This is a genomic window from Rothia sp. HMSC066H02 (genome assembly GCF_001814995.1).
Lineage (GTDB): Bacteria > Actinomycetota > Actinomycetes > Actinomycetales > Micrococcaceae > Rothia > Rothia mucilaginosa.
In genome coordinates this window covers 1-22,645 of record NZ_KV818674.1, presented here as the reverse complement: position 1 = coordinate 22,645, position 22,645 = coordinate 1, and the positions used below count along the sequence as shown (strand labels likewise).

At 57.2% G+C, this 22,645-nt stretch carries 19 protein-coding genes and 1 tRNA gene; 13 read left to right on the top strand and 7 right to left on the bottom strand.

Annotated elements, in window-relative coordinates; genetic code table 11:
• Nucleotides 1-33: 33 nt before the first annotated feature.
• From lysX to pknB, 11 genes are all read left to right on the top strand, one after another.
• Complete coding sequence (gene lysX, locus HMPREF2999_RS03940; protein WP_083315073.1) at nt 34-3,384, top strand: bifunctional lysylphosphatidylglycerol synthetase/lysine--tRNA ligase LysX; 3,351 nt, start codon at nt 34-36, stop codon at nt 3,382-3,384.
• Nucleotides 3,385-3,721: 337 nt separating this feature from the next.
• Nucleotides 3,722-5,275, top strand: coding sequence for an alanine/glycine:cation symporter family protein (locus HMPREF2999_RS03935; protein ID WP_070675634.1), 1,554 nt, complete (start codon nt 3,722-3,724; stop codon nt 5,273-5,275).
• Nucleotides 5,276-5,464: 189 nt separating this feature from the next.
• Nucleotides 5,465-5,818, top strand: coding sequence for a PLDc N-terminal domain-containing protein (locus HMPREF2999_RS03930; RefSeq protein WP_070675631.1), 354 nt, complete (start codon nt 5,465-5,467; stop codon nt 5,816-5,818).
• An 88-nt stretch (nt 5,819-5,906) separates the two neighbouring features.
• Nucleotides 5,907-5,993, top strand: a tRNA-Leu gene (locus HMPREF2999_RS03925).
• A gap of 228 nt (nt 5,994-6,221) precedes the next feature.
• Nucleotides 6,222-7,085 carry an FhaA domain-containing protein gene (locus tag HMPREF2999_RS03920; RefSeq protein ID WP_070675628.1) on the top strand — a complete coding sequence of 288 codons (864 nt, stop codon included), beginning with the start codon at nt 6,222-6,224 and terminating at the stop codon, nt 7,083-7,085.
• Nucleotides 7,085-7,549, top strand: a complete 465-nt coding sequence (locus HMPREF2999_RS03915; protein WP_049357192.1) for an FHA domain-containing protein FhaB/FipA — start codon at nt 7,085-7,087, stop codon at nt 7,547-7,549. Before HMPREF2999_RS03920 ends, HMPREF2999_RS03915 begins: the two co-directional genes overlap by 1 nt.
• 3 nt (nt 7,550-7,552) lie before the next feature.
• Nucleotides 7,553-9,325: a PP2C family protein-serine/threonine phosphatase gene (locus HMPREF2999_RS03910; RefSeq protein WP_070675625.1), complete on the top strand. Its 1,773-nt coding sequence runs from the start codon at nt 7,553-7,555 to the stop codon at nt 9,323-9,325.
• Nucleotides 9,318-10,778 carry an FtsW/RodA/SpoVE family cell cycle protein gene (locus HMPREF2999_RS03905; protein WP_005507381.1) on the top strand — a complete coding sequence of 487 codons (1,461 nt, stop codon included), beginning with the start codon at nt 9,318-9,320 and terminating at the stop codon, nt 10,776-10,778. The genes HMPREF2999_RS03910 and HMPREF2999_RS03905 overlap by 8 nt, the downstream gene beginning before the upstream one ends.
• Nucleotides 10,771-12,210 (top strand): peptidoglycan D,D-transpeptidase FtsI family protein, encoded by a 1,440-nt coding sequence (locus HMPREF2999_RS03900; RefSeq protein WP_070675622.1) that lies wholly within the window; start codon nt 10,771-10,773, stop codon nt 12,208-12,210. Before HMPREF2999_RS03905 ends, HMPREF2999_RS03900 begins: the two co-directional genes overlap by 8 nt.
• Nucleotides 12,207-13,964: a protein kinase domain-containing protein gene (locus HMPREF2999_RS03895; protein WP_070675619.1), complete on the top strand. Its 1,758-nt coding sequence runs from the start codon at nt 12,207-12,209 to the stop codon at nt 13,962-13,964. The genes HMPREF2999_RS03900 and HMPREF2999_RS03895 overlap by 4 nt, the downstream gene beginning before the upstream one ends.
• A 47-nt stretch (nt 13,965-14,011) precedes the next feature.
• Nucleotides 14,012-16,165: a Stk1 family PASTA domain-containing Ser/Thr kinase gene (gene pknB / locus HMPREF2999_RS03890; RefSeq protein WP_070675616.1), complete on the top strand. Its 2,154-nt coding sequence runs from the start codon at nt 14,012-14,014 to the stop codon at nt 16,163-16,165.
• Between the two features lie 194 nt (nt 16,166-16,359).
• Here the strand turns inward: pknB and HMPREF2999_RS03885 are convergent, their stop codons facing one another.
• From HMPREF2999_RS03885 to HMPREF2999_RS03880, 3 genes are read right to left on the bottom strand one after another with little or no spacing between them, the layout of a single operon-like run.
• Nucleotides 16,360-16,992 carry an aminodeoxychorismate/anthranilate synthase component II gene (locus HMPREF2999_RS03885; protein ID WP_070675613.1) on the bottom strand — a complete coding sequence of 211 codons (633 nt, stop codon included), beginning with the start codon at nt 16,990-16,992 and terminating at the stop codon, nt 16,360-16,362.
• Between the two features lie 15 nt (nt 16,993-17,007).
• Nucleotides 17,008-17,169, bottom strand: coding sequence for a hypothetical protein (locus tag HMPREF2999_RS09490; protein WP_005507386.1), 162 nt, complete (start codon nt 17,167-17,169; stop codon nt 17,008-17,010).
• A gap of 19 nt (nt 17,170-17,188) precedes the next feature.
• A complete protein-coding gene (locus tag HMPREF2999_RS03880) occupies nt 17,189-17,938 on the bottom strand; it encodes a class E sortase (RefSeq protein ID WP_044150898.1) in 750 nt (249 codons plus the stop codon).
• Nucleotides 17,939-18,097: 159 nt separating this feature from the next.
• On the opposite strand from HMPREF2999_RS03880, the gene HMPREF2999_RS03875 reads away from it, so the two are divergent.
• Nucleotides 18,098-18,412 carry a cell division protein CrgA gene (locus HMPREF2999_RS03875; protein ID WP_005507388.1) on the top strand — a complete coding sequence of 105 codons (315 nt, stop codon included), beginning with the start codon at nt 18,098-18,100 and terminating at the stop codon, nt 18,410-18,412.
• A gap of 197 nt (nt 18,413-18,609) precedes the next feature.
• Here HMPREF2999_RS03875 and HMPREF2999_RS03870 read toward each other — a convergent pair whose 3' ends face one another.
• The gene (locus HMPREF2999_RS03870; protein ID WP_070675609.1) at nt 18,610-19,527 is read right to left on the bottom strand and encodes a LysR family transcriptional regulator ArgP; all 918 of its coding nucleotides are present in this window, start codon (nt 19,525-19,527) and stop codon (nt 18,610-18,612) included.
• 208 nt (nt 19,528-19,735) lie between these two features.
• On the opposite strand from HMPREF2999_RS03870, the gene HMPREF2999_RS03865 reads away from it, so the two are divergent.
• Nucleotides 19,736-20,368, top strand: coding sequence for a LysE/ArgO family amino acid transporter (locus HMPREF2999_RS03865; RefSeq protein ID WP_049328051.1), 633 nt, complete (start codon nt 19,736-19,738; stop codon nt 20,366-20,368).
• Between the two features lie 61 nt (nt 20,369-20,429).
• Here HMPREF2999_RS03865 and HMPREF2999_RS09590 read toward each other — a convergent pair whose 3' ends face one another.
• From HMPREF2999_RS09590 to HMPREF2999_RS03855, 3 genes are all read right to left on the bottom strand, one after another.
• Complete coding sequence (locus HMPREF2999_RS09590) at nt 20,430-21,236, bottom strand: hypothetical protein (protein ID WP_246823069.1); 807 nt, start codon at nt 21,234-21,236, stop codon at nt 20,430-20,432.
• Between the two features lie 126 nt (nt 21,237-21,362).
• Nucleotides 21,363-21,842, bottom strand: a complete 480-nt coding sequence (locus HMPREF2999_RS09585) for a hypothetical protein (protein ID WP_246823068.1) — start codon at nt 21,840-21,842, stop codon at nt 21,363-21,365.
• A 48-nt stretch (nt 21,843-21,890) separates the two neighbouring features.
• A complete protein-coding gene (locus HMPREF2999_RS03855; protein ID WP_070675606.1) occupies nt 21,891-22,439 on the bottom strand; it encodes a GTPase in 549 nt (182 codons plus the stop codon).
• Nucleotides 22,440-22,645 lie beyond the last annotated feature (206 nt).

Genomic DNA, 22,645 nt, shown 5'->3' with positions numbered 1-22,645 from the left:
GCACCTTCCCTACACCCCAATCCCCCGCTGATAATGATGTCTCACCGCACTACCTCACGTCGCCGTACAGCACGAGCAGGGCAGGCGCCCGCGCCTCCCTCAAGGTATGCAGAGATATCAGCACGCGTGGTGATTGGGGTGTATTCTTTTGCCGCGCTACTGACCACGTTCGCGTGGATTATTTCTCCTCTGCGGCACGGTCGCGGCTTCACGTGGTGGGAAGTCACCGCTGACCTGCTGAATATTCCCTCCACGCACACGCTACCCAGCGCCATTACGATGATTGTGCTTGTGTCCGGGCTGATTGTGCGCAAGCGTGCCGCTCTCATTGCGGCCATCGTTTTTCAGGTGCTTGGCGCGCTGATTGCGACCCATAGCGCCTTCACTCTGGTGTTCCCCGCGGGGATTATGCCGAAGGACCGTATTTTCTCCTCGACGGTCGATACGCTCTCCATCGTGTTTGCGTGCGCGCTGGTGCCTTTCCTTTTCTCGATTCGTTCGGCGTTCCCGGCGCGTATTGGTCGCCTCTCGTGGGTGGGTGCGGCATCGACAGCTGTTGGCGGTATCCTGCTGACTACTCTGGTGCTCTGGTACCTCTGCCACATTGGTGTGTGGGAGCCGTTGCGTTCGGTGACCCCGTGGGAGTTGCTGATGCACGGCATGGGTATTGAGCGTACCCATCCTGGCGTGTGGTCTGCCGATGTGGTCGCTTTTTTGGCTTCTTTCGGTTACGGCGCCTCGCTGGTTGCGGCACTGTACCTGTTGGCGCGCGGTTACCGTGCCCCGGATGCGTGGACCGGCGAGAAGGAGCTGAAGATTCGCGCTCTGCTGCAGCAGTACGGTGCCAATGATTCGCTCTCCTACTTTGCGACGCGTCGCGATAAGCAGGTGATTTTCTCTCCGGATCAGAGGGCTGCGATTACGTACCGTTCGGTGGGTTCGGTGTGTTTGGCGTCGAGCGACCCGGTGGGTGACCCTGATTCGTGGGATGCCGCGATTGAGCAGTGGATGCTGCAGGCGCGTAGTTACGGTTGGGTTCCTGCGGCGCTGAGCGTGAGTGAGGCGGGTGCGCGCGCCTATAACCGTGCGGGTCTGTCGATTATTCAGATGGGTGAGGAGGCGGTCCTTGAGGCGGACCGTTTCACGCTCAATGACACGTCGATGCTACCGGTGCGTCAGGCGGTTCAGCGTGTGCGTCGCGGCGGGTACACGGCGCAGATGCGGCGCTTTGCGGAGCTGGATGAGCAGCAACGTCAGCAGGTTGCGGAGAATATTTCGGCGTGGCGTCATGGGCGTGTGGAGCGCGGCTTCTCGATGGCGCTGAATCGTGTGAATGATCCGGCGGATTCTTCGTCTGTTCTGGTGTCGGCTCATGATGAAGCTGGTCAGATGGTGGCTCTGCTGTCGTTCGTCCCGTGGGGTCCTACGGGGCTGTCTTTGGATGTTATGCGCCGCTCCCCTGAGGCACCTAATGGTGTGGTGGAGTTTATGGTGGCGTCGCTGATGGAGCAGGCGGCGTCTTTGGGTGTGCGTCGGGTGTCGCTGAATTTTGCGATGTTTGGCCATATTTTTGAGGCTGCTGATCAGGTGGGTGCATCAGCATGGAACCGTTTTGCTTCCCGCTCTTTGGGCGTGCTGGATCGTTTTCTGCAGTTGCGCCGCCTGTATCGTTTCAATCTGAAGTTTGCCCCGCTGTGGGTTCCTCGTTTTTTGGCGACGGAGCCGACGTTGGCGATGGCGAATGTTGTGGTTGCGGCGGGTATGGCGGAGGGCTTTTTGCCGAATTTGTCGGCGCGCCGTTTGCAGGATCAGGAGCAGGTTCTTTCTGCAGATGAGCTGGAGGCTCTTCGCCAGATGCAGCTCGCTTCTGTGGAAGAGCTTCCTGAGGTGTCGCGTAGCGATCAGACTCAGCACCGTCTGCGTCATTTGGAGGCGCTGCGTGCGGCGGGCATGGAGCCGTATCCGCTGGGTGGTTCTTTGGGCAGTACCAGTGCTCCTGTGCTGGGTGTGAAGGATGCCCTGCGTATATTCTCTTCTGAAAATATTCCAGATTCAGAATTCATAGTTTCGGGGCGTATTCGCGCGCTTCGCAACCACGGTGGAGTCCTCTTTGCAACTCTGATTGAAGGGGATGAAACCCTGCAGGTCATCATGGAACGCGGCCTGGTGGGCGAGCGCCTGCTACGCCTCGCCTCCCACAACCTGGATACCGGTGACATCATCACCGTGCGGGGCACCTACGGGGCGAGCCGTAACGGTACCCAATCGCTGATTGCCACCTCCTGGCACATGGCGTCGAAGAGCCTGCACCCCATCCCCTTCGACTCCTTTACTGACCCGGAGGCGCGTCTGCGTCGCCGTTCCACGGACCTGTTGGTGCATCCGGATCAGATGCAGAATCTGCGTCTGCGTACCGCGGTGATTAAGGCACTGCGTGCCCGCCTGGATGCGGAGGGCTTCCTTGAGGTGGAGACCCCGATTCTGCATACGGTGCACGGTGGCGCGAGCGCGCGTCCGTTCCGCACGTATATCAATGCGTACGGTGAGGATTTGACGCTGCGTATTGCGCCGGAGCTGTACCTAAAGCGTCTGGTGGTGGGCGGTAGCGGTCCGGTGTATGAGCTGGGTCGTGATTTCCGTAATGAGGGTGCTGATGCGACCCATAATCCGGAGTTTACGGTGCTTGAGGCGTATCGTCCGTATGCGGATTATGTGCAGATGCGCGAGTTGACGGAGCGTCTGATTAAGGATGCCGCTCAGGCGGTGTTTGGTTCGGTGTCTTTGCCGCTGGGTCGTAAGGCTTCGAGCGAGCGCACGGTATCTGATGTGTCAGGTCCGTGGCGTGTGGTGTCGGTGTGTGATGCTCTGTCGGAGGCGTTGGGTCGCTGCGTGGATGTGCAGACGGATTTTGAGGAGCTGCTGGCTCTGGCGCAGCGGCACGGTGTGCGCGTTCATGAGGGCATGGGCCCGGGCGCCATCGTTGAGGAACTGTATGGTGAGCTGGTTGAGGCGCATACGGTGGAGCCGACGTTCTATACGGATTTCCCTGCGGAGACGAGTCCGCTTGCGGCGCCGCATCGTAGTGTTCCGGGTTTGGCGGAGCGTTGGGATTTGGTGATCAACGGCATGGAGATGGGCTGTGCCTACTCGGAGCTAGCGGATCCGCTGGTGCAGCGTGAGCGTCTGACGGAGCAGTCGTTGAAGGCGGCTTCGGGTGACATGGAGGCGATGGAGGTGGATGAGGATTTCCTTTACGCCTTGGAGACGGGTATGCCGCCGACGGGTGGTTTGGGTCTGGGCGTGGACCGTCTGGTGATGCTGTTGGCTCAGACTCAGATTCGTGGGGTGTTGTCGTTCCCGTTTGTGAAGCCTGAGCGTTCGTAGCCCGACTGATCCCCCCGCTTCTCCGCTAAGCCCGGTGCGAGGTTTTGTACCTTGTGCCGGGCTTTTTGTGCCCGCCCCACGCGTTTTGGTGGCACTCTCGCGGAGTCTATATTTACTCTGCCCATATATTAAGTATTCGTTACATTTTGGCTTGGGCCCCTTTTTTAAGTTGCCGAGCGGGGGACGTACCCGACACAATGAAGTGACTAATCATACGGAGCGTATGTGCCTCCGTTACGCGGCTTTGAGTCCGCGCCACCCAGCAATGCAGCCCACACGTTGTCCGTCTTTCGGATTTGAGCGTGCGGGCTTTTTGCTTTCAAGATTGGAGTGCCGAGTGGATTTTCTTCTGAATATCATCGGGGACATTAATACGCAGACTGCGGGACTGACTTCCGCCGTGGATGCCGTGCAGAACTGGATGTGGAGTAATTTCCTCTACTACGCTCTGATTGCGGCTGGTCTGTACATTACGATCCGTACTCGCGGTGTGCAGTGGCGTTCTATTAAGGAAATGGTCCGTGTCCTGGGTGACCCGGTTGCTCGTGAGGCTGACGGCAAGAAGAGCATTTCTTCATTCCGTGCGTTTACTGTTTCGGCGGCTTCTCGTGTGGGTACCGGTACTGTTGCGGGTGTTGCTTTGGCTATTGCTATGGGTGGCCCGGGGGCTGTGTTCTGGATGTGGGTTATTGCTGCTGTTGGTGCGGCTTCTGCTTTTGCGGAGTCCCTTCTGGGTCAGCTGTACAAGGAGCGCGGTAAGGATTCCTATATTGGTGGTCCGGCGTACTACATGAAGCGTGGCCTGAATGCTCCGTGGATGGGTTACATCTTCGTGGCGTTCATTGTGGTCACTTACGCGTTTGTGTTTGTGGCGGTTCAGACGAATGCTGTGGTGGATGCTGCGGCGAACTCGTTCAGCATTGATGTTTCGGGTACTAACTCGATGGGTTTCCGCATCACTATTGGCCTGATTATGGTGGCGCTGACTGCGGCAATTATTTTCGGTGGTATTCGCGCGATTTCTTCGGTGACTGAGTGGCTGGTTCCGATTATGGCGGTGCTGTATTTGCTGCTGGGTCTGCTGGTTGTTCTGCTGAACATTGGCCAGGTTCCGGAGATGCTGCTGATGATTTTCCAGGGTGCTTTCGGTATTAAGGAGTTCGTGACCGGCGGTACCATGGGTGCCGTGATTTGGGGTATGAAGCGTGGCCTGCTGACTAACGAGGCGGGTATGGGTACTGCTCCGAACGCTGGTGCGACCGCTACTATTTCTCACCCGGCTAAGCAGGGTTACGTGCAGACTTTGGGTGTTTACTTTGACACGATGATGGCGTGTACTGTGACTGCGTTTATTGTTCTGCTGTCGAACCCGACTTATGGTGATCGTTCGCGTGGTGCGTCGCTGACTCAGTCGGCGCTGGCTATGCAGCTGGGCGATTGGGCGGTGCACTTCCTGACTATCGCGATTTTCATGTTTGCGTTCTCGACTGTGATTGGTAACTACTACTACGGCGAGTCGAATATGCGTTTCGTGACTGAGCGTAAGCTGCCGATGAATATTTTCCGTGCACTGGTTCTGGTGTTCGTGTTCTTCGGTGCGATTTCTTCGCTGGATCTGGTGTGGACTACCGCGGATATGTTGAATGCCGGCATGGTGATTGTGAACTTGACGGCGGTTCTGTTGATGACTCCGCAGGTTGTTGCGGTGTTGAAGAACTATGAGGCTCAGCGTAAGGCTGGTTTGGAGCCGATTTTCAAGGCTTCGGATATGCCTGAGTTGAAGAATCTTGCGGCGTGGGATGGCACTGATGAGGTGACTACCCGTGAGTTCTGGGCTGAGTATGATGCGAAGACTGCTGAGCGTCGTGCTGCGAAGAAGGCTAGCCGCTAGTTCGTGAGCCTTATCTAGGCTTTTGTGGACGGGCCCGTCCTGCTGTGTGCGGGGCGGGCCCTTTTTGTGTACCCGAGGCGTGTATGGGGCTGCCCCTGAGCGGTAGGTTCAGGGTGCCTCCTTGGACTGTTCTGAGGGCTTGTGGGTTCCTCCAGGTCTGTATGCTTAGGAAGGATATTAGGAGGGTTTATGGATTGGCGTGCCGTACTGGAACTGGTGGTCACGGTCGTGTTTCTGGCTGGTATTGCGTTGGCACTATTGTGCTTGGTGACGATTCATCGGAACCCGCATTTTTCGGAGGTGCAGAAGCTGAAGTGGCTTCTGCTGGTGCTGTGCCTGCCGTATGCGGGTCCGGTGGCGTGGTTGTTGCGTGCGCGTTTGGAACGTATTGACAGGGAGCGTGCTGAACAGGAGCGTATGGCGCGGGGTTCCGCGGCTGCGTCCGATGCGACTGCTTCCGGTGGAGCGTCTGATAGTGCCCCCGATAGCGCCTCCGATAGTGCTTCAGAGTCTCTTTCTGACACCCCCACCAATACTAAGTAACGAAGGTCACACTATTTCAATTGGACAGCACCGCATGCAGTCCGTATAGTTTTATGTGTTGCCTGCGGTGATACACCGTAAGACACATGCGCGAGTGGCGGAATAGGCAGACGCGCACGGTTCAGGTCCGTGTGCCCGTGAGGGCGTGGGGGTTCAACTCCCCCCTCGCGCACCAACGATCCCCGGTTCGAAAGAACCGGGGATTTTTTCATATCCATAACCAATTCCCCGCTAAATGACGGGGTTCCAGAGCGATGGCAAGTGCATCACCTAAAATAGAATCGGGTGTGTTCATTCACAGGGCACACAGCTAACGCACAGACACGCTCGTTAAACTGAGCCTTTCGGATAAAGACCGTTTGCGCGGTCTGTTGCTCGGAATGGTCGTTGAGAAGGAGGCGGCATGAAGTTTTTCGACAAGCTGGGCAAGCTGGAGCAAGGCATCGGCCGCACTGTCGGCCTTTCCAAGGGCTTCGGCACCTTTGCGAAGGCGGATGTCGCTAACCGCGTCCGCATCATGATGGATGACGAGTCCTACGTGGACGGCAGTGGCCGCACTATGGCTCCTAATGTCTATACTCTGCGTTTCGCACCGGTTGATTTCCCTCGCGTGCGCGAGTGGGGCAACCCGTTCGCTGTTGAGCTGTGCGATTTGGCGATTTCGCACGCCCGCGCGCAGGGTTACACCCTGATTGGTGCGGTTCGCGTGACGTTCAACGTTCTTGATTCTCTCTCTGAGGGCGAGTTTGAGGTTGTTGCGACTTTCGAGCCGTTCTCTGTACCGGAGGCTCCCGCGTCCCCGTCTCTGCGCGGCGCTACTAACTACGCGCCGGTGCGTCCGCCGCGTGAGTCTTCTTTGCCGACCCGCATTACGAAGCCGGCTGCTCAGCCGGCTCAGCCTGCACCCAGCCCTGCCCCTCAGCAGGCTCCTGCGCCTCGCCTGAACATGCCTGTAGCGCCCCCTGCGGCGGCTCCCCGTTTCTTCTTGGAGATTGAGGGTCGCATGCACCCGGTGAACCACCTGCCGTTTGTGCTGGGCCGCGGTTCTGATGCTGATCTTCGTCTGGATGATAAGGGCGTTTCTCGCCGTCACCTGCAGCTTTCGATGCAGGGTGGTGCGGTGGTCGCCTCCGATATGGGTTCTACTAATGGCACGTTGATTAACGGTGCGCCTCTGCGTGCGCCGGTGGTGCTGGCGAACGGTTCGCTGCTTCGCATGGGTAATACCCGCATCATTTTCCATAGTTCGACCGGAGGTGTCCGTTAATGGCGTCTGAATTGACCGTTACTATCCTTCGTTACGCTTTTCTGGCGCTCATCTGGTTCTTTGTTTTCCTGGTGGTTTCGGCGGCTCGCCGTGACCTGGGTTTGGGCAAGAACTATCGTGCGGCACCGGTTGATGCGGTTCCGGAGGCTACCCATATTGCGCCTCCGCCGACTCGCCCTTCGCAGCTTGTGATTACTGCCGGTGCGCAGGCTGGCGCCATGATGCAGCTGGGCGACCAGCCGATTACTATTGGCCGCGCTAATGACATTGAGGTGTCTCTGCAGGATGATTACGCCTCGGGCCGCCATGCGCGTCTGTTCCCTCAGGGTTCCCGTTGGTTCCTGGAGGATTTGAATTCTACTAATGGTACGTTCGTCAATGGCGAGCGTCTGACTCGTGCGACCCCGATTGAGCCCGGTGATGATTTCCGCGTTGGCGGTACCACCATGCAGTTGAGGGGCTAGTGTATGAAGATTGCTTTTCGTTTTGAGGCCCGCTCTGATACGGGTCTGAAACGCTCGAAGAATGATGACTCCGGCTACGGTGGTCGTTTCCTTGCGGTCGTTGCTGACGGCATGGGCGGTCACGTGGGCGGCGATGTCGCGTCGGCTACGACGGTTCTGAATCTGACTCCGCTTGACCACCCTGACTTTGAGGATGGTACCGGCAGCGTTTACCTGGCTGATGAGATTCAGAGTGCGAACCTGATTATTAATGAGCTGGCGGCGAATGACCCGCAGCTGGCGGGTATGGGTACGACCTGTACTGCCCTGCTGATTGATGGCGATTGTATTGAGCTGGCTCATATTGGTGACTCGCGTGCGTATCGTCTGCGCCCGGGTGCTGATGGTGAGTTTGAGCAGATTTCTACTGACCATACGTTTGTGCAGCGCTTGCTCAATGAGGGTCGTATTACCCCGCAGGAGGCGGAGAACCACCCGCATAAGAACGTGATTATGCGCGTTCTGGGTGACGTTGACGCGTCCCCCGAGCTGGAGTTGAAGACTCTGGACGCTGTTCCCGGCGAGCGCTGGGTGCTCTCTTCTGACGGTTTGGATGCTGTGGTGTCCCTATCAGAGATTGAGCAGGTGATGCGTTCTACCGATGATCTGTCTGAGATTGCTGACACTCTGATTGCGATGACTTTGGAGCGTGGCGCTCCGGATAACGTGACGGTTGTGTCCCTGCAGGTGATTGACCGTGAGGTTCTGCCGGTGGATGAGCCGGTGGGTCCTTCGAGCCTGCCTGAGTCTGCTCTGCCTGATTCGATTGTGGCGGAGCAGGAGGTCAGCACGAATACTCAGAAGCTTCCCGAGGTTGCTGCCACGGCTGAGGCTGCTGAGGCTATTTTGGGTGCGCACCATGATGAGGACTCTGAGGAGCCTCATCGTCGGTCGTTGCGCCGTTTCCGTCGTGCTCGTGACTTCTCTGGAACCCTGTTGCACAGTGGTTCTGGGGCGGTGCGTCACCATATCGGTACGTACGATAACGCCGTGGATGCGGCTCTTACGAATGCTGCGATTTTGCGTAGCGAATTGGGTTCCCGCCCGCATCAGCTGGTTGGTGCCGCTTCGGTGGCTACTGAGACCGGCATGATTCCGGCGGTTACTTCTCGTACCCTGGAGCATCGTGCGACGGTGGCTCAGCGTGTGCCTTTGAAGGTTGAGTCTGATGAGGCGACCCTGCCGGCTGAGCTGGAGGAGCTAATCGCTGAGGATACTGTTGAGCGTTCGCGCCCGCGGTCGTGGTCGATTCGCCTGTTCATTACTCTGCTGGTTGCGGCTATTTTGACGCTGGCTGCGTGGACCGGTCTGCGCTATGTGGAGCGTAGCTACTATGTGGGTGAGAGTGACGGCACGGTTGCGGTGTACAACGGTATTCCGCATGCGTTGGGTCCGATTCGCCTTTCTCACGTGGTGGAGAATACCGATATTCCTACGAGTGAGCTGAGCGATCATACTCGTTCTTTGTTGCGTAATGCGATTACGGCGAAGGACCTGGATGATGCGCACCAGATTGTGTCTCGTTTGAAGACTCAGGCAGATCAGTCTCGTGAGAAGGCGGAGCAGGCCGCTGCGTCTGCTTCCGCGTCTGCCTCGGCTTCTGCTTCCCCGAGCTCTGAGGCGCCCAGTGAGGCTCCGAGCTCTGAGGCACCGGGCTCTGATTCGGCATCCCCGGCTCCTGAGCTGGCTACGGTTTCCTCCGCGCCTGCGGCAGAGGGCGGTGAGAACAATGGCTAAGTTCTCGTTCCGTCGTGAGTCGGACGCGCCTCGTGCACGCCGTTTCACGGAGCTTTTCCTGCTGGTTTTGGCGGTGGGTATCAGCTCGTTCGGCATGTACCTGATTGATCCGGAGCATGCTTTTGATACGTCGAAGAGCCAGTGGTTGCCGTGCACGGTGGTGCTGGGTGCTGGTGCTCTTCTGATTCACCTAGTCATGCAGTTCCGCGCCCGTTATGCTGATCCGTTTATTCTGCCGCTGGTGGTGGCTCTGAACGGTATTGGTTTGACCATGATTTATCGTCTGGATCCGCAGATTGCGGCTCCGGTGGGTGATGGTCAGCTGATGTGGACTGGCGTGTCTATGGTGCTGTGCGCGATTATCGTGTTTGTGCTCAGGGATTACCGTCTGCTGCGTAAGGTCACGTACACCTCCCTGGTGCTGTCGATGATTCTGCTCATCATGCCGCTGGTTCCGGGTCTGGGTATGGAGCTCAATGGTGCTCGTATTTGGATTCATATCGGTAACCGTACGTTCCAGCCGGGTGAGGTCGCGAAGATTACTTTGGCGATTTTCTTCGCCGGCTATTTGGCGACGCACCGTGACCTGATTCTGGTGGCTGGCCGCCGCATCGGCCCTATCAATCTGCCGCGTCTGCGTGATTTGGCGCCGGTGTTCTTGGCGTGGATTGTGAGCCTGGGTGTTCTGGTGTTCCAGAAGGATCTTGGTTCGGCAATTATGTTCTTTGGCCTGTTCATGGCGATGCTGTACCTGTCGACCGGCCGTATTTCGTGGCTGGTGGTTGCGGGTATCGGTATGGCTGTGGGCGGCTATTTCGCGTACCACTATGTCTCGCACGTGCACGCCCGTATTTATGCGTGGGTGCATGCTTTTGATCCGGAGATTTACCAGGCGTCTCCTGGCGGTTCGGGTCAGATTCTGCAGGGCGTTTTCGGCCTGGCTTACGGCGGTCTTTTTGGCCGCGGTTGGGGTCAGGGCCGCGCGAACCTCGTCCCGTACGCTAATTCGGACATGATTATTTCCTCGTTGGGTGAGGAGCTGGGCCTGGTGGGTCTGGGTGCCATCCTGATGATGTTCATGCTTCTGGTTTCGCGCGGTTACCGTGCAGCGTTGGGTACTCGTGATGGTTTCGGCAAGCTGTTGGCTGCCGGCCTGTCTACGGTCATGGTTCTGCAGCTGTTCGTGGTGATTGGCGGCGTGACTCGTTTGATTCCGCTGACTGGTCTGACGACTCCTTTCATGTCTGCCGGTGGCTCCTCGTTGGTGGCTAACTGGATTATTGTGGCGCTGTGGTTGTCTATTTCTCATAGTGCCCGCGCACCTCACCTGGTGGCTGGTTATGATGCTCCGCAGGGTATTGACCATGCGGACACTAGCTACGAGCCGGAGGGTGCTACTAGCGTTCTGGCGCGTATTACGGCTAAGGATTCTGGAGGTGAGAAGAATGGATAGGGCTATTCGCCGCATGTGGATGTCTGCCGCGTGCGTGTTTGTCCTGCTGATGGGTACCCTCAGCTATATTCAGTTCTTCGATTCGAAGACGCTGATGAATAATCAGTGGAATTCTCGAGCGCTCTACGACAATTACGGTTCGGCACGTGGTTCGATTGTGGTTGACGGTACGGAGATTGCTTCGTCGGTGAAGTCCGATGATGAGTACAACTACCAGCGTGTGTATAACCACCCGCTCAAGTATGCGGCTCTGACGGGTTATTTCTCCACCATTTATGGCGCGACCGGTCTGGAGGCTGCACTCGATAAGGAGCTTGCGGGCACGAGCGATAGCCAGTTCTACGATCGTGTGGCGCAGCTGTTCAGCGGTTCTTCCGCACAGGGCGCTAGCGTGGAGCTGACGATCAATTCGAAGCTTCAGGACATTGCCTACAACGCGTTGCAGGGCCGTAAGGGTGCTGTGGTGGCGTTGAACCCGAAGACCGGTGAGATTCTGGCGATGGCTTCTTCGCCGTCCTACGATCCGAATCTTCTGTCGGCTCATACGAGCTCTTCGGTTCTGGCGAATTACCAGGCGCTGACTTCTGACGAGGACAGCCCCCTGTTTAACCGTGCGATTGCGGGTAACACCTATTCGCCGGGTTCGCCCTTCAAGATTATTGATGCGGTGGCGGCGCTGGAATCCGGCAAGTACAACGCATCCTCGGTCATTGCGAACCCCGCGCAGTTGCCGCTACCGGGCACGAACATTACCCTGCCGAACTATACGGGCGGTCAGTGTTCGACCCGCACTCAGGCGACGATTGAGTGGGCTTTGGCTCAGTCCTGCAATACGCCGTTTGCGCAGATTGCGATGGATTTGGGTCAGGAGCGTATCGCGAAGACCGCTGAGAATTTTGGTTACGGCCAGGATTTGAAGATTCCTTTGACGGTTTCTAAGTCGTCTTTCCCGTCGAATCTGACGCAGAGCCAGCTGGCCCAGTCGGCGATTGGTCAGTACGACGTGAAGACCACTCCGCTGCAGGTGGCGATGACTTCTGCGGCGATTGCGAATGGTGGCGTGCAGATGAAGCCGAACCTGATTCGTTCGGTGAAGACCAGCAACCTGAGCACTTTGCAGGAGTTCTCTCCTGAGAAGCTGCGTACGTCCACTAGCCCTGAAATTGCTAACCAGGTGAAGCAGTGGATGGTGAATGCGGTTGATAATGGTATTGCACGTAATGCTGGTGTCTCCGGTGTTAAGGTGGCGGGTAAGACCGGTACCGCGGAGACCACGGCAGGTTTGAATAATTCTTGGTTTACCGGTTTCGCGCCGGCTGATGATCCTCAGATTGCGATTGCTGTGGTCTACGAGGATATTGACGCGGCGACCGGTGCTCAGTTGGCAACCAGTACTAGTAAGCAACTCTTTGAGGCGGTGTTGAACAAGTGAGGCCTGCGGCTGATATCACTTTGGGCGGGCGCTACACCCTAACCGAACGTATCGCGATTGGCGGTATGGGCGAGGTGTGGAAAGCTCGCGACAAGGTGCTTGGACGCATCGTTGCGGTCAAGATCCTCAAGGAGGAGTACACCGGTGACCCGGGCTTCTTGGAGCGTTTCCGCGCTGAGGCCCGTAATACGGCGCTGTTGAACCACCCCGGCGTAGCGAATGTTTTCGACTACGGTGAGGAGGACAACTCCGCGTACCTGGTCATGGAACTGGTGCCGGGTAATCCGCTTTCGAGCATCATCGAGCATGAGACTACCCTGCCGCCGGACCGTATTCTGAACTTCATTGCTCAGACCGCTCGCGCGTTGGCTGCGGCTCATTCGCAGGGTCTGGTGCATCGTGACGTGAAGCCGGGTAACCTCATCATCACTCCGGATGACCGTGTGAAGGTGACCGATTTCGGTATTGCTCGTCTGGCTAACCAGGTGCCGTTGACGGCTACCGGCCAGGTGATGGGTACCGCCCAGTACCTGGCGCCGGAGCAGGCGACCGGTCAGGCGGCTACCGCCTCGTCGGATATGTACTCGTTGGGCATTATTGGTTATGAGTGCCTGGTGGGTCGTCGTCCGTTTACGGGTGAGTCGCAGATTGCGATTGCGTTGGCTCAGGTGAATGATCCTCCGCCGCCGCTTCCGGAGACTATTCCGGCTCCTGCTCGTGCGCTGATTATGTGCCTGCTGGCTAAGGACCCGGCTCAGCGTCCTAAGGATGCGACCGCTCTGGCGTCTGCGGTGGATGCGATTCGTCGCCGCGATCTGCAGGCTGCGGTGAAGGCTGTTCCTTCTTTGGCTCAGTTCTTGGCTGAGGAGAACGCTGATGACGCTACTGTCGCGATGACCGCTATGGATGTTGCGGCTGAGCCGATTAGTGCTTCTGCTACTCCGCGTTTTGGTTCTGGTGGTCGTTTCTCGCCGGCGCCGACGACGGCGCCGATTCCTCGCACGAGTGAGCAGACGATGCGTCCTGTATCGGGTCGCGTGAAGTCTACTCCCGCTCCTGCAGCGAAGCGTGGCCCGAACGTGTGGATGTGGGTTGCTCTGCTTCTGGCAATCGTGCTGATTGCTGGCGGTATTTGGACGGTCCTCTCTTCCAATAATGGTGGCGGTTCGACTGATCCGGTTCCGAGCGCTTCTTCGTCTGCTGTTCCGACGAACACGGGTACTGTTTCTACGGTGGAACCGACTGAGTCTGCTTCTGCCCGTGCTGCAAAGCAGAAGGTGACCGTCAACGCGATTAACTATGAGGGTCGCGAGCTGCAGGATGCAGTGAACGAGCTGAAGAACCTTGGTCTGTCCCCCAAGACTGAGGGTGTTGAGTCGACTCAGCCGGAGAACACGGTGATTTCGGTTTCTCCGACGGGTACTTTGGAGCAGGGTAATAGCGTAACTGTTCGCTATTCAACCGGTCCGAAGTCGGTGACTTTGCCGTCGAACCTTGAGGGTAAGAACGTTGATGAGGCGTCGAAGGCTGTTGCCGCTCTGGGTGTGAATGTTTCTCTGCATTATGAGAATTCGGACACTGCGGCCCCCGGTACGGTGCTTCGTACTACCCCCTCATCTGGCACCAAGGTTACGGTTGGTAGTAATGTAGACATGTATGTGGCCTCTTCCAGTTCGGGTAGGGGTTCGAGTGCGAGCGCTTCTGCTGCACCGTCTGCGTCGGCTTCTGCTTCCGCTTCTGCGTCGGCGCGTTAGCCCCTACGTTTTGATTTAGTTTTAGTCTTAGTGATCCAGGAGAACTTATGGACCTGTCGGTTCCCGACACGGTTGATAACCGTTACAAGGTACTTGAGGTAATCGGTACCGGTGCGATGGCAACCGTTTATGCTGCTGAGGATACTCGCCTCGGCCGCAAGGTTGCGCTTAAGATTCTGCGCCCGGAGCAGGCCCAGGACGATACGTTCCGCGCACGCTTTAAGCGTGAGGCGGAGGCTGTGGCGTCTCTGAACAATCCTGCGATTGTTGCTGTCTATGACACCGGTTCGTATAACCCTTCGCAGGATGGTGGGGAGTCTGCTTCTTCGGAAGAGGGCACCGCTATTCCTTATATCGTGATGGAGTACGTGGAGGGTCATACTCTGCGTTCCATCCTGTCCCGTGGCGGTCATCTGCCGGTCCGTGATGCTTTGGGTTATTCCGAGCAGCTGCTGGGTGCTTTGCAGTACAGCCACTCGATGGGCATCATTCACCGCGATATTAAGCCGGCGAATATTATGGTGCTGGAGCGTACCAGCGAGGATATCGCTAAGGGTCAGCCGGGCCAGATCAAGGTCATGGATTTCGGTATTTCTCGTGCCATTGAGGAAGCTGGCGAGGCGCTGACCAAGGCTAATGTGGTGATGGGTAGCGCACGCTACATGTCCCCTGAGCAGGTGAGCGGCAAGGAAGTTGACGCCCGTAGCGACCTGTACTCTGCTGCTTGCGTGATTTACGAGATGATTGCTGGTCGTTCTCCGTTTGATGCTGAGTCGAATGTTGATCTGGCGGCTAAGCATCTTTCGGATGCCCCTGAGCCTCCGAGCAAGTTCACCCCGCTTGAGGTTCCTGCTGGTCTGGATGCTGTGATTCTGAAGGGTCTGGCGAAGAACCCGGATGAGCGTTATCAGAGCGCGGCTGAGTTCGCTCAGGCTCTGGTATCGGTTGTTCGCCCGGGTGAAGAGACCGTGGTTCAGGATGCAGCGATGACTACTGCTTTTGTGCCTTCGGCGACTACCGCTTCTTTGGGTGATGACTACGCCCCGTACACCACCTCGATTACTGAGGCTTCGGTGGAAGACGGCGGCCTCAACGGCTTCTTCGAGTATGAAGACGATGAGGAACTGTACGACGATGAGGAATACGCAGAGTACGATGAGTCTTTGCCGCGTAAGCGTGCGTGGGTTCGTTTCCTTGTGGGTACTCTGATTGCGGCTCTGCTGTTCTTCAGTGTCGGCTCGGTGTTGTACTACCAGAACAAGCTGAATGAGGTTCCGCAGGTTCCGGTTCCGGCTGTGGTGAATGTTTCCCGCGATGATGCCGAGAACCAGTTGCGTAACCTGGGCTTCGTGCTGGAGTACCGTCAGGGCTACTCGGACAACGTCAAGAAGGGCGACGTTATCAGCGTTGAGCCGGGTGTTGGTTCTAAGGTCAATAAGGGCTCGACCGTTGTTGTGACTGTTTCGAACGGTCCGGAGAAGGTCAAGCTGCCGGATAACCTGCAGGGTCAGAGTGAGGCGTATGTCCGTAACGCTCTGAAGGACCTGGGTCTGGTGGATGGCCGCGTCTCCACTGTGGAGAGCGCTTCCGTTCCTGCAGGTATGGTTGTGGAGCTGTCCCCGGAGAAGGGCTCGACCGACGATAAGGGCGCTCAGACCGTTGAGGCTGGTAGCACCGTGAACATTGTCCTGTCGTCCGGTAAGGTAAAGGTCCCCTCGCTGGTGGGTCTGACCAAGGATCAGGCGATTGCTGCTCTGACCGCTCAGGATGTTCTGCTGAACACCAACATTGAGACTGTTCAGACTAACGAGCGTCCTGCGGGCACTGTGATTTCGCAGAGCTCTGCGGCAGGTACTCTGGTGGCTCAGAACAGCACTGTGACGATCCGTGTGGCTGCTACCCCGACTCAGACGACCGCTCCGACTACTGCGGCTACTCAGCCTGCGGCAGCGACCGGTAACCAGAACGCTACCACTGGTAACCAGAACCAACAGCGTTCTACCGCGGCTAACCAGCAGGCTACTCAGCCTGCGGCAGCGACCGGTAACCAGAACGCTACTACTGGTAACCAGCAGCGTTCTACCGCTACGGCTACTCCGGCACCGACTGCGTCCGCTACTGCGGGTACCCGTACGATTCAGGGTACTAACGCGAATACCAATGCGAACAACGCTAATAATGCAAACGCTAACGCCCGCTAAGGGGTTCTAGCGGTTAGCAAAAGGGGCGGCGCTCCACACCGTTGGGTGTGGGGCGCCGCCCCTTTTCGTGTATCTGGGTTTGCTCGTAGCTAAGGGTCCAGATATAGCTATCGCCTCCAGTTTCCCTGTAGCGTGTCTACTACGGGGCTTCTGGAGGCGATATAAGCCGTTGGGGGCGTCTAAGGCTAAAGTTACTAAGCCATGAGAGGTGAGAGGCTCTTAGCGCGCTCTGCGGCTCCCTGCAGACCGGTTTCTTCGAGCCAGTTGCCGAGCATGAGGTATCCGCTTTCGGTCAGGACCGATTCGGGGTGGAACTGCACGCCGTGCATGGGGGCTTCGCGGTGGCGCAGACCCATGATGATGCCATTGTCGGTGGTGGAGGTGGTTTCCAGGACCGCGGGCATGGTTTCGGGTACGACTGCCAGGGAGTGGTAGCGGGTCGCGGTGAAGGGGTTGGGCACGTCCTTAAACACGGAGACGTTTTCGTGCACGAGGCGGGAGGTCTTGCCGTGCATGAGTTCGGGGGCGTGGGTGACGGTGCCGCCGAATGCTTCTGCGATGGCCTGGTGGCCGAGGCATACGCCCAGTAGCGGCTTCTTCGCTTCGGCAGCCCAGCGGATGGTGTCAATGATGACGCCGGCTTCTGCGGGGGCGCCGGGGCCCGGGGATACGAGCACGCCGTCGTGTTCTTCGGCGAGCTTGATGACGGCGTCGAGTTCGTATTCGTCGTTACGGATGACGGTGGTTTCAGCGCCGAGCTGCTGGATGTAGCCGACGAGGGTGAAGACGAAGCTGTCGTAGTTATCGATAACAAGGATGCGGGTCATGGCACGTCCTTAGCGCTAATGGTTGATGGTGACGTTCAGGTTGAAGGGGCCGTACTCTGCAAAGTGGGGGAAAACGAATTCCATGAGCAGGTAGACTACGGCGAGTATCAGCACGATGGCGATGATGATGCGAACCCACAGGGGGCCGGGGAGGTGGCGGAAAATCCATGCGTACATCTTGCTTTTCCTCTCTGGTTTAGGATCCTGCTACGGAGGCGGCAATTTCTGCGGGCGCTCCGGCTGCGGCGGGCCGCCAGGATTCGAGGCGGGCGTGGACAATGTATCGTTCGGTGTCGCCGTAGCGCGGGTGGCAGGTAGTGAGCGTCAGGAGGCGCTCAGTGGGTGCTACGCCGGGCTGTCCGGGGACGGGTTCGATGACTTCTACCTGGTCGGGCTGCACGATTTCGTGGCTGTAGACGGTGTAGGTGTAGTAGCCGTCTTTGGTACGCACGTAGATGTGGTCGCCTTCGGTGAGCAGGTCGATGTCGTTGAGGACTTTACCGCGGGTTTGGCGGTGGCCTGCGAGGGAGAAGTTGCCGACCTGTCCGGGCATGGCGCTTCCTTCGTAGTGGCCGAGTCCGAGGGAGTCGAGCACGTCGGAGCTGGTGCCCTGGGTGGCGGGGCGCTGGTAGTCGGATCCGAACTTGGGGATGTAGACGATGCCGAAGACTTCACCGTGGCCGGGTTCGCTCAGACCGGCGGGAGGGGTGTTGGGGTCCCAGTCGGGGAGGGGTTCGGCGGGGTTGGAGTCGAATTCCTGGACGAGGGTGCTGACGGCTTGGGATTGGGTGCGGTCGGCGTCGATGTTGGTCCACCAGAGCTGCCATGCGACGAAGAGCAGTAGCAGGAGGCCCACGGTGATAAGGAGTTCGCCTGTAATCTGGATGATCCAGTGCAGCACGGTGCGGGGGCGGCGCTCTGCGGTGGGTGCCGTTCCTTGGCTCATGCGTTCTCCTTTGTCCTTTGGGCTGTGTATGTTCTTGGGCGCCGGGTGGCGTTCCTTATCTTTCAACGCACGGAGAAGGTGAAATCATCCCGTAAGTCTGCAAAGATAGGTGTGAACATATATTTTTAGGTTACCCATACAACAATAAGCGGAGGAAGTATGTCGACCAACTCGGCTAAGGCATCGTCCAAGAAGAAGTCTCAGAAGTCTGCTAAGTCTGAGGTGGAGGATGCGAGCGAGCTGCGTCTGCGTGAGATTGCTCGTGAGATGGAGAGCGGCACGCAGCTGAAGGAGCAGACTCCGTTGTGGTACCGCGTGATTATGTTCTCGCTGTTGGCGGTGGGCATTCTGTGGATTATCGTTTTCTACATTACGCAGGGCCTGTTCCCGATTCCTGATTTGGGTATGTGGAATGTGAGTGTTGGTGTGGGCGCCATGATGGTGAGCATGCTGATGATGACTCGTTGGCGCTAGAGTTTAGGCGTTAAGACTTAGGCGTTAGAGCTTATAGAGAGGCGGCCGTCCCGTGTGGGGCGGCCGCCTCTGTATGTGTGGTGGGGTGTTATAGGGTTTTATTACCCAGTTCTTTATTCTTATATAAGAATATAGTCTAGTCAGGCATATATTTTTAACAATTTGGTTAATTTCAGGATCTTAACTCAAGGACCCCTTTAGTAGATCAGGTCGCCTCGCGCCGCTTCGTGGACGCGGCGGGTTACGGTCTCCATAACGGGCGAGTTGATATTCCAGCGCTGCCAATAGAGGGGGAATTCTACGGGGGTTGCGGCGAGCTTCACGAGGTGCCCGCTTTCGAGTTCTTCGGCGCATTGTGCCTCAGGAATGAGGCCCCAGGCAATACCGGAGCTGACGGCTCGCGCATAGTCCGGAGATGAGGGAATGTAGATGGTGGGGCTTTGGGTGAAGGTTTCTTCAGCCTCTAGACCTACCTCTTTTTCGATGAGGGCTCGCGCCACATCCTGCACAAAGTCTTTACGGTCATATTCGACGACGGGGGCACGATTGAGCTCTTCGCGACTCATGCTCTTGGGCCAGCCGGGCAGGTACCGCTGCACGAAGTCGGGGGTGGCAACGCACCAGTAGCGTGCCACACCGAGGGTTTCGACGGAGCAGCCGGGGATTTTTTCGGGTTTGGAGGTGATGACTGCCATGACTTCTCCGGATCGGAGCATAGCGGAGGAGTGGAATTCGCCTTCTCGTCGTAGGTCGCAGAAGATGCTGTCTTCGCGGCTGAGGGTTCCTACCGCATCGATGAACCAGGTGGCGAGTGAGTCGGCGTTGACGGCAACGGAGACGCTCTGGAAGCCGCCGGCGCCCATGAGTTCGCGTTCCATTTCTTGCTGCAGGAATTCGCTTTGTCGGGCGATGCGCAGTACGCTTTGTCCGGCGTCGGTGGGGGTGACGGGGTTGCTTCGGCGTACCAGGACCTTTCCGGCAATCTGTTCCATAGCTTTGATGCGCTGGGAGATGGCGGAGGGGCTCACTCGCAGGATATCTGCCGCCGCGTCGAAGGTGCCGTATTCGATGACGGTGGCGAAGGTGGTGAGCTGGTCGGTACTGAAACGTGTCATAAGAATATCTTACGCAGTGTGAAAATATTTAGATAGATTTAGGGTCCTTTTTCCCGTATTCTCGTCTCTGGCGCTTCACACTTCCGCTAACCCAGGCTTTATCCCTGCATCACAGGCCTTTGCCTGACAAGCTGGTAGTAAGAGAGCCGCTACCCGCCACTGCGTACGCGGGTTCATGCCCCGTTTGATCAACATAGAAAGTTTCACGATGTCCGCATCCCTGTCCCTGCTGTTTCTGGGTGCTACCACCACGATTTCTTTGGTAGCGGCTATTGGCGCCCAGGGAACTTTTGTGCTGCGTCAGGGTATTTTGGGTCGGCACATTACCCCGATTATTATTTTCTGCATTCTGTCGGATGCTCTGATGATTGGCTTGGGCGTTGTGGGCCTGGGTGCCCTGTTGGATGCGGCGCCGTGGTTTATTGAGGTGTTCCGCTACGTGGGTGCGGCGTTTTTGGCGTGGTTTGGTTTTGAGGCTGGCCGCCGTGTGTTTACTCCGCACTCGATTGTGGTTGATGATGCGGAGGGTGATTCTCAGTCGTTGAAGGCGGCTCTGCTGACCACGGCGGCGGTGACGTATTTGAATCCGCTGGCGTGGTTGGATACGACTATTCTTTTGGGTTCGCTGGCGAACGCCCAGGGCGATCCTGGCCGTTGGTGGTACTACCTGGGGTGCTGCTGCGGTAGCCTGATCTGGTTTTTGATGCTGGGCTATGGTTCGCGTCTGTTGCGTCCGCTCTTTGCGCGCCCTTCAGCGTGGCGTGTTTTGGATGGTGCGACTGCTCTTCTGATGGCGTACCTGGTGTTCAACCTGCTGACGATGAACCTGTCGACTCACTAGCTTTTATCCCCCCTGACATGCCTCCTTATGCTTTGTCAGTCTCTTTTTCAGTGCTCTTCTCCTATTCGAGGGGTATGAGCACTTCGTTTTTGGACATGGTGAGTAGGCCCAGGTAGATATCGCGAATGATCAGGATGTGCTTGATCCACTCAATCATGGGCTTGAGGAAGCTTCGGGCGTATTTTTCGTCGCTACTTGTGGTTGCAACGAAGCTGAGCCCAGAGAACACGGCAACGATCATGGACACCTTGATGACGACGGCGTTGATATTGGTGTCTACGCCGAGGATTTTGAGGTGTTCGGGTTTGATGCTCATCCAGGATTCGATGGTGGTGTCGCTAATGGCGATGGACGAGAAGCCCATGAAGAATCCGAAGACGAGCAGCATGAAGAGGGTCGCCTGAATGATCTGCCCGATCATGGGGATGATGATGAGGTTGCTCCAGGGCGCGATTTTGAGGGGTCGGTGTTCAAGGATTTTCTGCTCTTCAACCCAGTCTTGGGCGGTGTTCCAGATTCCGCCTTCGAGGGCTGCGGCGTGCTCGTAGTCGTTGTCGCTAAAACGTGCGATGTCGTCGCCTCTGGAGCGCCCCAGCAGGCGCGCTGTGCGTTCCAGGGAGGTTGTGACGACCACGAACACGGCGAGTAGCCCCATAAGGCCCAAAACCGCCCAGGTGCGCGGGAAGCTGAGTCCGTTGGCGAGCTTCCAGAGGTCTGCGTTCACGAAGATAAAGAGCACAGACACCATGAGTACGGGCAGTACTTTCGCAATCATGGGCGGCAGGGAGGCGAGCTGGTGGATGGCGTGCTTGAGGGACCAGCCGAGTACGGTATCTACGCCAAGGAAGATGGCAAGGTAGATACCCACAACGATGAGCGGGAAGACTTGGGAACCGTCGTAGACGAAGTCGAAACCTTCAAGGCTGTTGGTTTCGAAGACGCCGGTGGTGAAGAGTATTCCGGCAAAAAGTACGGTAAGAATACCCGTGGTGATTTAAACCCACCGCGGGGTACGGACCATCAGCACGTGAGCAAGGGCAATGAACACACCGGAGATGACCGGCATAACGAGGAAAATCCCGCCGAGTACGAGCACTGGGAGTACTTCGTTGCTGAGGGCGCTATCGCTTGTGAGAGCTTTGACGTAGTTCGGTAGGGAACCTTTCACGTCCTCTACTACGAAGAGGAGAATGTCGCGCAGGAAGATATAGCAGATATGCATGATGCCAGCCCACAGGATCCATGGCACGGAGCGTGGGAACGCATCGAGAGCACGTTGACGTGCAGAAATGATGAGGGGCGCACCCTGTTTACGGAACCAGATATTGCTCTGCTTTAGCATGTCAGCCTTGCTGTAGTGCTGAGTGGTGTAATGCTGAGGTTGCACCGCTTCTGCAGTGGCTTTAGCACGCAGTCGCACCCAGATGGGGCGTGCGTCCTTCTGCTGCGGGGTGTTCTGGTCCTGTGTGCTCATGACATACCACTCTACAGGGGTTGAGAACCCTCTTTTACCTCCGAGCCCCTATAGTTCTTCTCGCTGGAGTTCAGCTCCGATAAAGCGGCTGTAGGCACCCATGAGTAGGGTTGCTGCTTCTTCCTGTTCCGCGTAGATGCCCAGCTCTTCGTCTTCATAACCCGTGTAGGTGCCGCTACTGATTTCGAGCAGGGATAACGGCCCTTCTGCGGTTTCCGGAGCTAGAGCATCCAGGATGAAGCTCAGGCTTTCTTCTGATTCTTCAGCTACGCCCATGAGCCGCCCCAGGCGTGTACCCGGGTAGGGTGCGATGGTGAGGATGTCTTCGTTCTCGCATTGGATAATGCGTGCGACAGGAATGATATCCCCAGCTGCGGTCTCTTCGAGCAGTAGCTCAGTGGAGAGGTCGATATGGCTTTCCTCGCTCTGCAGGAGCTGCCTGGGCCACCAGAGGTGAATGTATTCGGTCAGTGCCGCCCAGGCTTCGTGAGGCTCCAGTGTGCTCTCTACGTAGAGTGCTACCGTTCGTTCTTCACCGTTGTGTTGGTGCTGCTGATCGACTGGCTCTGGTGCGTGGGAGAACATGGGGTAGTGCATGGTTCTACTCTATCCCAGTGTGTCTGTGAAGAGCATTCTTCCTAGTAGACAGAGCCATAGACAAGGGTCTGAGGGCACAAAAAAGGGGCAGACCCGTATGGGTCTGCCCCTTTCCAGCTTTAGCTGTTAAAGCAAAAGAGCCCGCGCAAGCGGGCTCTTTTTATTGCCTATTGGATTGTTATCCAAAAACCATACAGTGAACGCAA

Bases quoted from the DNA above. Each gene is read 5' to 3' on its own strand.
- HMPREF2999_RS09585 (WP_246823068.1), bottom strand. From the start codon at position 21,842: ATGAGCACACAGGACCAGAACACCCCGCAGCAGAAGGACGCACGCCCC.
- HMPREF2999_RS03910 (WP_070675625.1), top strand. From the start codon at position 7,553: ATGAAGATTGCTTTTCGTTTTGAGGCCCGCTCTGATACGGGTCTGAAA.
- HMPREF2999_RS09490 (WP_005507386.1), bottom strand. From the start codon at position 17,169: ATGTACGCATGGATTTTCCGCCACCTCCCCGGCCCCCTGTGGGTTCGC.
- HMPREF2999_RS03885 (WP_070675613.1), bottom strand. From the start codon at position 16,992: ATGACCCGCATCCTTGTTATCGATAACTACGACAGCTTCGTCTTCACC.
- pknB (WP_070675616.1), top strand. From the start codon at position 14,012: ATGGACCTGTCGGTTCCCGACACGGTTGATAACCGTTACAAGGTACTT.
- HMPREF2999_RS03920 (WP_070675628.1), top strand. From the start codon at position 6,222: ATGAAGTTTTTCGACAAGCTGGGCAAGCTGGAGCAAGGCATCGGCCGC.
- HMPREF2999_RS03930 (WP_070675631.1), top strand. From the start codon at position 5,465: ATGGATTGGCGTGCCGTACTGGAACTGGTGGTCACGGTCGTGTTTCTG.
- HMPREF2999_RS03915 (WP_049357192.1), top strand. From the start codon at position 7,085: ATGGCGTCTGAATTGACCGTTACTATCCTTCGTTACGCTTTTCTGGCG.
- HMPREF2999_RS03880 (WP_044150898.1), bottom strand. From the start codon at position 17,938: ATGAGCCAAGGAACGGCACCCACCGCAGAGCGCCGCCCCCGCACCGTG.
- HMPREF2999_RS03865 (WP_049328051.1), top strand. From the start codon at position 19,736: ATGTCCGCATCCCTGTCCCTGCTGTTTCTGGGTGCTACCACCACGATT.
- HMPREF2999_RS03875 (WP_005507388.1), top strand. From the start codon at position 18,098: ATGTCGACCAACTCGGCTAAGGCATCGTCCAAGAAGAAGTCTCAGAAG.
- HMPREF2999_RS03900 (WP_070675622.1), top strand. From the start codon at position 10,771: ATGGATAGGGCTATTCGCCGCATGTGGATGTCTGCCGCGTGCGTGTTT.
- lysX (WP_083315073.1), top strand. From the start codon at position 34: ATGATGTCTCACCGCACTACCTCACGTCGCCGTACAGCACGAGCAGGG.
- HMPREF2999_RS03855 (WP_070675606.1), bottom strand. From the start codon at position 22,439: ATGCACTACCCCATGTTCTCCCACGCACCAGAGCCAGTCGATCAGCAG.
- HMPREF2999_RS03870 (WP_070675609.1), bottom strand. From the start codon at position 19,527: ATGACACGTTTCAGTACCGACCAGCTCACCACCTTCGCCACCGTCATC.
- HMPREF2999_RS03905 (WP_005507381.1), top strand. From the start codon at position 9,318: ATGGCTAAGTTCTCGTTCCGTCGTGAGTCGGACGCGCCTCGTGCACGC.